A 9,055-nucleotide genomic window follows, 5' to 3' on the forward strand; every position below is an offset into this window, starting at 1 on the left:
GCGCCGCACCCACCGAACCCACCCCGTGACCCAACGCCCGCCGGGGCGTTCCGCTCCACACCCGCTCACACCTCAAAATACGAAGATCATTTACCTATTAGGAGTCGCCGTGCTCTCCGACCGGTCCACCCCGATCGTCCGTGCCACCCTCCCCGCCGTCGGTGCCGCGCTGGACCGGATCACCGATCGGTTCTACCGCCGCATGTTCGAGGCCCGGCCCGACCTGCTGCGCGACCTGTTCAACCGGGGCAACCAGGCCAACGGGGAGCAGCGACGGGCTCTCGCCGGCTCGGTGGCCGCCTTCGCGGGCATGCTCCTCGAGCACCCCGACCGCCGCCCGGACGCCATGCTGCGCCGCATCGCCCACAAGCACGCCTCGCTGGGGGTCACCGCCGAGCAGTACGACATCGTCCACCACCACCTGATGTCCGCCATCGGGGAGACCCTGGGGGAGGCGGTGACCCCCGGGGTCGCGGCGGCCTGGGACGAGGTCTACTGGCTGATGGCCCGGGCCCTGATCGCCCTGGAGGCCGACCTGTACCGGGAGGCGGGCACGGCCGCCGGGGACGTGTGGGGCCGCATGGAGGTGGTGGACCGGCGGCGGGAGACCGAGGACGTCGTCACCCTCGTCCTGCGGCCGGTCGACGATCGGCCGCTCCCGCCCTTCCGTCCCGGCCAGTACGCGGGAGTACGCGTCGAACTCCCGGACGGGGCACGCCAGATACGGCAGTACAGCCTGATCGGTCCGGCCGACGGATCCGAGCGGTGGATCTCGGTCAAGCGGGTCCGGGGCACCGGAGGAGCCGACAGTGCCGACGGCACCGGGGGCACCACGGCCCCGGACGGTGAGGTCTCCGCCCTCCTGCACGACCGGGTCCGGGTCGGGGACGTCCTGGACGTCACCCTTCCGTTCGGCGACCTCCCCCTGCCGGAGGGCCGGGGACCGATCCTGCTGGCCTCCGCCGGCATCGGGGTCACACCGCTGCTCGCGATCCTCGAGCACCTGGTGGCCAACGGCTCCGACCGCCCCGTCATCGTCGCGCACGCCGATCGCTCCCCCGCCGACCACGCCCACCGTGACCTCCAGCGGGACCTGGTCGGGAAGCTGCCGGACGCCTCACTGCGGGTGTGGTACGAGCGCACCGCGGACGGCGCCCCCGGTGGGCCGATGAACCCGGCCGAGCTCGAGCTCCCGCCCCACCCCTCGACGACCACGGCGTGGCTGTGCGGCCCGCTGCCCTTCATGCGGGCGGTGCGCAACGACCTGCTGGAGCGCGGCGTGCCCGCCGCCAACGTGCACTACGAGATCTTCGGTCCCGACCTGTGGATCGCCGACCACTGATCACCCCGGGGAGCAGGCGGCGCGGCTCAACCGGCCGCGCCCGTGCGGCGGGGGCGCGAGGAGCGTCCCCGCCCGGCGCCGCGGCGTCCGGGTCGCCGGTCCGAACGCGCCGGGCCACCGGCCGGCTCCTCCGGCGGTTCGGGCAGCCCGGCGAGGGCCGCCTCCGCCCGCTCGAGGAGTTCCCCGAGCGGGGGCGGGACCGTGTCGTCGCCGAGCCCGGCCAGGAAGTCCTCGGTCGGCGGGGCGGTCAGGCGTCGTCGCTCGACACCACGTCGGGAGTGCGGCGAGTCCACGTCCAGGGCCAGCCGCCAGGAGTGCAGCCGGGTGCGGTCGCCGCGCTCGGCGCTGTCCCGGTCGAAGAGGGGGTCACCCTCGATGGGGTGGCCGATCCAGGCGAGGTGCACCCGGATCTGGTGGCGACGTCCGGTGATCGGCCGCACCACCAGGAAGGAGTGGTTCGCGCCCTCCCACACCCGGGCGAAGGTGGTGAGGGAGGGGTAGCTCCGTTTCCCGGACGGCTCGACCCCGGGGTCCGGGGGCGTCAGGGACCAGGTGCGGCCGTCCTCCCCGTCGCGCGTGATGTCCTCGCGCCGGCCCGCCGGCCGCACCCGGTTCTTGCGCCCCGTGGTCAGCGGCATATCGATCGTCCCGCTCTCCGGCAGACCGGTGGAACGGGTGATCACCAGATAGTCCTTCTCCACCGTCCGTCGGTTGAACTGCCGGGTGAGGTCGCCGTGGAAGCGCAGCTCCCGGGCGAGGAGGACGAGGCCGGAGGTGACCTTGTCGATGCGGTGCACGGGGAAGAGTCGCTCACCGTGTTCGGCGGCCATCTCCACCAGATCGGTGTCGTGGCGCTCACCCGTCACCGAGATCCCGGCCGGCTTGTTGAGCGCGAGGATCGCCTCGTCCTCGTAAACGAGCGAGGCCGCCCGCAGCTCGGGCCAGGAGGTCGGCCAGGAGGTCACCGGTGGTCCCTTCGACAAAGGCGGCCCGGGGGCGCGGAGCCACCCACGGGGAGGAAAACGCAAGTCTACGGGCGCCGGCACCGCCCGCCCGGCTCGGTCGGGAGGGGCCGGCTTCCGGGCCCGCCCGACCACATACCGAACCGACCGGCCCCGTCGGCCCGGGGATCCGGCGGCCGGTCGACCGCCCCGGCGTGCCGAGCGGTCAGTGATCGACGAGCTGCCCGGCCAGCTTCTCCCGGATCTCGGCGCTGTTCTTGTTGAGGCCGATGACGGTGACCTTCTTGCCCCGAGCCGCGTACTTGGTCTCCACCGCGTCCAACGCCGCCACCGAGGAGGCGTCCCAGATGTGCGCGGAGGACAGGTCGATGACCACGTCGTCGGGGTCCTCGCCGTAGTTGAACCGATGGACCAGGTCGTTGGAGGAGGCGAAGAACAGCTCGCCGGTGACCGAGTAGACGACCTGCTTGCCCTCGGGGTCCACCACGCCGGAGACGTTCGCCAGGTGGGCGACGCGGCGGGCGAAGGCGATCACCGCGGTGATCACGCCGACGATGACACCGATGGCCAGGTTGTGGGTGATGACCACCACGACCACCGTGACCGTCATGACGACCGTCTCGCTGATCGGCATCCGGCGCAGGGTGTCGGGGGCGACCGAGTGCCAGTCGAAGGTGGCGAAGGCGACCAGGACCATCACCGCGACCAGGGCGGCCATCGGGATCCGCGAGACCACCGGACCGAAGGTGATGCACAGGATCATCAGGAAGACGCCGGCGAGGAAAGTGGACAGGCGGGTGCGGGCGCCGGAGGTCTTCACGTTGATCATGGTCTGGCCGATCATGGCGCAGCCACCCATGCCACCGAAGAATCCGGTGATCACGTTGGCGACGCCCTGACCGATGGACTCGCGGGTCTTGTTGGAGTGGGTGTCGGTGATGTCGTCCACCAGCTTGGCGGTCATCAGCGACTCCATCAGGCCCACCAGGGCCAGCGCGAGCGCGTAGGGGGCGATGATCGCCAGTGCCTCACCGGTCAACGGCATGTCCGGCAGACCCGGCACCGGCAGCGCGGAGGGCAGCTCACCCTTGTCCCCGACCGTCGGTACGGCGATGGCGGCGGCGATGGTGATGACGGTCAGCACCACGATGGAGACCAGCGGTGCGGGCACCACCTTGGTGATCCGGGGGAAGAGGATCATCATGGTCAGGCCGGCGACGACCAGCGGATAGACCGCGAAGGGGACGTTCCGCAGCTCGGGAACCTGGGCCAGGAAGATGAGGATGGCCAGGGCGTTGACGAAGCCGACCATGACGCTGCGCGGGACGAACCGCATCAACCGGGCGACCCCGAGGGCGCCCAGGATGATCTGGAAGATCCCACCCAGGATGACCGCGCCCACCAAATAGCCGAGGCCGTACTCGTGGTTGAGCGGGGCGATGACCAACGCGATCGCGCCGGTGGCCGCGGAGATCATCGCCCGACGGCCACCGACGATCGAGATCACCACGGCCATGGTGAAGGAGGCGAACAACCCCACGCCGGGATCCACGCCGGCGATGATGGAGAAGGAGATCGCCTCGGGGATCAACGCCAGGGCCACGACCAGACCGGCGAGGACCTCGGTGCGGAAGACCTTCGGTGAGGCGAGGCAGGCGGGGCGGGACAGGCGCGGCCGACGGACCGCGGTGGTATCGGCGGACATGCTTCCGTTTCCGTTCGGGCACGCGGACAACCACCGCGCGCGGGCAGGCGGGACAGCCCCGGGGCACGACGGACTCCGGGCCGAATGTGGTGGAGGTCTTCCGCGTTCGCGACGCGGCGAGCGGGTCGGCGGCGGACACTGCGGCGCCCGGCGGGCGTCGTTGCCCGGAAGGCATGGGGTGGAGGGGACGGAGCCGATGCGCCCGAACCCGGGACGCGGGGCCTCCCGCTCGCCGAGAACTCTACCCTTACGTGAGGGATGATCTCGACCGTCGTTGAATCCACGGCCGGAAAATCCCTGGTGAACACTGTGCGAGTGATCACAACCACAGGCCCCGGGGTGACGTCTCGGCAAAGTCCCGGGGGCGCTCCGGGGACGTTCGTCCCGGTGTGACGGGCCGGTAGGCTGTGGGACCACGCGGGCCGGCCCCGACCGGGGACGAGGAAAGGGCGACAGGGTGACGGACGAGGGGCGACACATGCAGATCGGCCGGGTGGCCGAACGCACCGGGTTGTCCCTGCGCACCATCCGGCACTACGAGGAGGTCGGCCTGGTGATCCCCTCGGCCCGCAGCAAGGGCGGTTTCCGGCTGTACACCGAGGCGGACGTCGAACGTCTCATGGTGATCCGGCGGATGAAGCCGCTGGACTTCTCCCTGGAGGAGATGGGTGACCTCCTGGAGGTCGTCGACGCCCTGGCCGCCGAGGACCCGGCCCCCTCACCGGAGGAGGCCGAGCGGCTGCGCGAACGGCTGCGCGCCCACCAGCAGATCGCGGACGCCCGCTGCGAGAAGCTGCGCGCCCAACTCCTCGCCGCCGAGGACTTCGCCGCCACCCTCAAGCGGCGCCTGGCGTCCTCGCGACGCTGACCCGTCCCCGCGCCGGGCCCCCCGCGGCGGGAACCGTCACTGCTCGTGCGCGGCGATCAGCGACTCCAGCGGGTGGTCGGGGAACTCCCGCTCGAAGGAACCGGCGTGCCAGCGGTTGGGGAACAGCGCCAGAACCGCGCCGTCCTTGACCCGGGTCATGGACTCGCCGTGCACCAGCCGCGAGGCGTCCAGTGCCGCGCCGCCGGCGGCGTCGGTGGCCCGGGCCAGGTTGTAGGGCAGATGCTCCAACTTCACCGCGGCGCCGAACTCGTGCTCCATCCGGTGGGCCACCACGTCGTACTGCATGGGGCCGACCGCCGCCAGCACGGGGGCCTGTTCCCCCCGCAGGAGGGAGATCAGCACCTGGACCACGCCCTCCTCGTCGAGCTGGGCGATGCCGCGCCGGAACTGCTTGGACTTCCCGATGTCCATCGGCCGGGCGACGGCGAAGTGTTCGGGGGCGAAGGTCGGCATGGGCGGGAACTCCACCTTCTTCCCCGTGTACAGGGTGTCCCCGGGAGTCAGCGCGCCGGCGTTGACCAGGCCCACCACGTCGCCCGGGTAGGCCAGTTCGAGCGAGGAACGCTCCTGGCCGAAGACGCTGTGGGCGTACTTGGTGGCGAAGGGGCGGCCGGTGGCGGCCCGGGTGACGGTCATGCCCCGTTCGAAAACCCCGGAGCAGACCCGGACGAAGGCGATCCGGTCGCGGTGCGAACGGTCCATGTTGGCCTGCACCTTGAACACCAGCCCGGAGAACTCGGCGTCCACCGGCCGGTGTCCGCCGGCGGCCAACTCCCGGGGCCCGGGCGGCGGGGCGAGGTCGACCACCGCGTCCAGCAGCAGGCGGACACCGATGTTGGACAGGGCGGCCCCGAAGAAGACCGGAGTGGTCTTTCCCGCCAGGAAGGTCTCCCGGTCGTGCACGGCGCCGGTGGCCGCCAGCAGCTCCAACTCCTCCAGCGCGGTGTCGCGGTCCTCCCCCAGCGCGGCGGCCTCCTCCCCCGTCAGCCGCTCCTCCTCCGCCGCCCGTTCCCCGCCGGGGGCCCGGGTGTAGCGCAGGACGGCGTCGGGGTCCCGGGAGTCGATCAACCCGGTCATGTGGCCGGCGATGCCGACCGGCCAGGTCACCGGGGTGGGCTGGATGCGGAACTCGCGCTCGATCTCGTCGAGGAGTTCCAGGGCCTCGCGGCCGGGACGGTCCCACTTGTTGATGAAGGTGATCACCGGCACGCCGCGGTGCCGGCAGACGTCGAAGAGCTTGCGGGTCTGCTCCTCCAGGCCCTTGGCCGCGTCGACCAGCATGATCGCGCAGTCCACGGCGGCCAGCACCCGGTAGGTGTCCTCGGAGAAATCGGCGTGGCCGGGGGTGTCGAGGAGGTTGAGCACCCGGTCACGGTGCTCGAACTGCAGGACGGCGGAGGTCACCGAGATGCCGCGGGCCTGCTCCATCGCCATCCAGTCGGAGGTCACCCCGCGCCGGTCGCCCTTGCCGTGCACGGCACCGGCGGAGGTGATGGCCCGGGCGTGCAGAGCCAGTGCCTCGGTCAGGGTGGACTTGCCGGCGTCCGGGTGGGAGATCACCGCGAAGGTGCGGCGCCGGGGCGCCTGGGTCGCCGCCGCTGCCGCCGAGGTGGGATCGTTCACCGCTGGTGCCGCCGTTCGGGGTCGTTCCTGATCCGACCGGGGGTTCCCGGTCGGGGGCGTGCCGGTCGGGAGTCCTCCATCGACGCCCGGGCGCCGACGCGCACCCGCAAATCTACCCCCGCGTAAGGGTCCGGGGAAAACCCGATGCCCCGGCCTCCGGGGCCCGGGTCACCAGTGGGCGGGACGCCCGAGGCCGGCGGGGGCGAGTGCGGGCCACCGGTTTTCCCGCCCCGGGAGCCTCCGGGCCGTGGAGTGGCACGCGCCACACGGAAAGCGGCGGGTCGGGGGCTGGCCGGCGGGTTACCGACCGGTTAGCCTGCTCATGCGAGCGGTATCCCGCTCAGGCGGTTTGGTGACGCAACCGCCGGAGTGCCTTCGGTCCGGCACTCCACCCGCACCGCGCGGCGGGCCCCGGGACAGGGTCCGCCGTTCCGTACCACCGGAGCCGTCGTGCCCCGGCGGACGCGGCGGGCCCCGCCCGTCCCGTCGCCGTCTCTCCCCACCGGCCCGCGACCCGCGGCTGAGCCGGCCCGCACCGCCACCACCGACCCGACCCCCTCGGCGCCGCCGCGCCGGGGGTCGGCTCGGCACGCGACATCGGGCCGTGCGCCCGCCGGGTCGCCCTCGCACCCGAGGACTCCACCCGTGCAGATCCCGCACACCCCCGACCGCTTCCTCCGGCGATTCCCCGACCGATTCCCCGACCGATTCCCGCCGACCGACCGCTTTGCCGAGCGCTTCGCGCCGACCGACCCGGCCGTACCGGAGGAGGACCCCGACCGGGGCGACCTCCTCCGGTACGGCTGGAACGAGCACGTCTTCGACGCCTTCTCCCCGTACGCCGGCCAGGGCCTGCTCCCCGGCAGGGTGGTGCGCGTCGATCGCGGCGGCTGCCGTCTGATCACCGACCGGGGAGCGGTGCGCGTCGAGCACGCCGACACCCCCGCCGGCGTCATTCGCGACGACGACCCGACCGCGCCGCCCTGCCCCGGTGACTGGGCCGTCCTCGCCCCGCTGCCCGACGGCCGATGGCGGCTGCACGCCCTGCTGCCCCGCCGCACCGTCCTGCTGCGCTCCGGCGCGGGCCGCCGCAGCGGGGCGCAGGCCCTGGCCGCCAACGTCGACCGCGTGGTGGTCGCGGTCCCCCTGCACACCGAACCCGTCCCCGGCCGGACCGAACGGCTGGTCTCCCTGGCGTGGGCGGCCGGCGCCCAACCGGTGGTCGTCCTCACCAAGGCCGACCTCGCCCCGGATGTGGGCCAGGCGATCACCGACACCACCGCCGTGGCGCCCGGTGCCCCCGTGCTCGCCGTCCGCGCCCGGACCGGGGAGGGACTGCCCGCCCTGGCCGATCTCCTGGCCCACGTCACCTCCGTGGTCGTCGGCCCCTCGGGGGCGGGGAAGTCCACCCTGGTCAACGCCCTGCTGGGCCGGGAGGAACAGCGGGTGAGCCGGATCCGGGAATCCGACGGACGCGGCCGGCACACCACCACCAGCCGCGACCTGCTCCCGCTGCCCGGCGGCGGGGTGCTCATCGACACCCCCGGCATCCGCGGTGTCGGTGTGTGGGGGGCGCGCGAGGGCATCCGGCGCACCTTCGCGGACGTGGAGGAACACGCCGGGGGGTGCCGTTTCGCCGACTGCTCCCACACCGCCGAACCCGACTGCGCGGTCCTGGCCGCCGTGGAGAACGGGGAACTGCCAGAACGCCGACTGGCCGGCTACCGCAAGCTCCTGAGGGAGGAGGCCAGGGAGGCGTCCCGCACCGACGCCCGCCTGCGCGCCGACCGTCCGCGGGAGTTCAAGCGGCGGCACCGGGTGATGGAGGAGCACATGAACCGCAAGTACGGGCCCGGGGGCCGAACCGATCGTCGGTGACCCGGGGCGCCGTCACCGGCCCCCACCCCGGGGCCTGTTCACCGAGAGCGAACAGGCCCCGGTCGGTGGGCCCGGACCACCGCGCCGGCATCCGGAAGCGTCCCCCGCCCGCCGTATGGTCGTCGCCATGACTCCCTCCATCGCCACCACCACGCGTGTCAGCCGCGAGGACCTGCTGGAGTTCGTCCGGCCCCGTCACCGGGCCCTGGTCATCACCCGTCGCGCCGACGGCGAACCCCAGGCGTCCCCGGTGACCTGCGGGGTGGACACCGCCGGCCGGATCGTCGTCGCGACCTACCCCGAGCGGGCCAAGACCCGCAACCTGCGCCGGGACCCGCGCGCGAGCGTGGTCATCCTGTCCGACGACTGGAACGGCCCCTGGGTCCAGATCGACGGCACCGCCGTGATCCTGGACGTACCCGAGGCCGTCGAGCCGCTGGTGGAGTACTACCGCTCCATCTCCGGCGAGCACCCCGACTGGGCCGAGTACCGCCGGGCCATGGTCGGCCAGGGCAAGTCGCTGCTGCGGATCGTGCCCGAACGCTGGGGGCCGGTCGCCACCGGCGGCTTCCCCGCCCGCCTGGCCGAGGACTGAGCCCCCCCGCGCCGTTGCCGGTCGCGGACCCGGTGGGGCGGGGGAGACACCCCGCCCCACC

The 9,055-nt window shown here is 72.9% G+C and carries 7 protein-coding genes; 4 read left to right on the forward strand and 3 right to left on the reverse strand.

The window, feature by feature from the left end; all coding sequences use genetic code 11:
- Window positions 1-109: 109 nt before the first annotated feature.
- Window positions 110-1,342, forward strand: a complete 1,233-nt coding sequence (locus FNQ90_RS05550; RefSeq protein ID WP_182605233.1) for a globin domain-containing protein — start codon at window positions 110-112, stop codon at window positions 1,340-1,342.
- A gap of 26 nt (window positions 1,343-1,368) precedes the next feature.
- On the opposite strand, the gene FNQ90_RS05555 is transcribed toward FNQ90_RS05550, so the two are convergent.
- Both FNQ90_RS05555 and FNQ90_RS05560 read right to left on the reverse strand, forming a co-directional pair.
- Window positions 1,369-2,307 carry an RluA family pseudouridine synthase gene (locus tag FNQ90_RS05555; RefSeq protein ID WP_182605234.1) on the reverse strand — a complete coding sequence of 313 codons (939 nt, stop codon included), beginning with the start codon at window positions 2,305-2,307 and terminating at the stop codon, window positions 1,369-1,371.
- 202 nt (window positions 2,308-2,509) lie between these two features.
- Entirely contained in the window at window positions 2,510-4,009 is a 1,500-nt protein-coding gene (locus FNQ90_RS05560; RefSeq protein ID WP_182605235.1) for a SulP family inorganic anion transporter, read from the reverse strand.
- 478 nt (window positions 4,010-4,487) lie between these two features.
- On the opposite strand from FNQ90_RS05560, the gene FNQ90_RS05565 reads away from it, so the two are divergent.
- Window positions 4,488-4,877 carry a MerR family transcriptional regulator gene (locus tag FNQ90_RS05565; RefSeq protein WP_182605236.1) on the forward strand — a complete coding sequence of 130 codons (390 nt, stop codon included), beginning with the start codon at window positions 4,488-4,490 and terminating at the stop codon, window positions 4,875-4,877.
- A 36-nt stretch (window positions 4,878-4,913) separates the two neighbouring features.
- Here FNQ90_RS05565 and FNQ90_RS05570 read toward each other — a convergent pair whose 3' ends face one another.
- Window positions 4,914-6,521: a peptide chain release factor 3 gene (locus FNQ90_RS05570; RefSeq protein WP_143618731.1), complete on the reverse strand. Its 1,608-nt coding sequence runs from the start codon at window positions 6,519-6,521 to the stop codon at window positions 4,914-4,916.
- Between the two features lie 645 nt (window positions 6,522-7,166).
- Here FNQ90_RS05570 and rsgA point away from each other — a divergent pair.
- Window positions 7,167-8,399, forward strand: a complete 1,233-nt coding sequence (gene rsgA / locus FNQ90_RS05575; protein ID WP_323379792.1) for a ribosome small subunit-dependent GTPase A — start codon at window positions 7,167-7,169, stop codon at window positions 8,397-8,399.
- Window positions 8,400-8,526: 127 nt separating this feature from the next.
- The gene (locus tag FNQ90_RS05580) at window positions 8,527-8,994 is read left to right on the forward strand and encodes a PPOX class F420-dependent oxidoreductase (protein WP_143624360.1); all 468 of its coding nucleotides are present in this window, start codon (window positions 8,527-8,529) and stop codon (window positions 8,992-8,994) included.
- Window positions 8,995-9,055: the final 61 nt, after the last annotated feature.

The sequence above is a fragment of the Streptomyces alkaliphilus genome, from assembly GCF_014141535.1.
Classification (GTDB): Bacteria; Actinomycetota; Actinomycetes; order Streptomycetales; family Streptomycetaceae; genus Streptomyces; species Streptomyces alkaliphilus.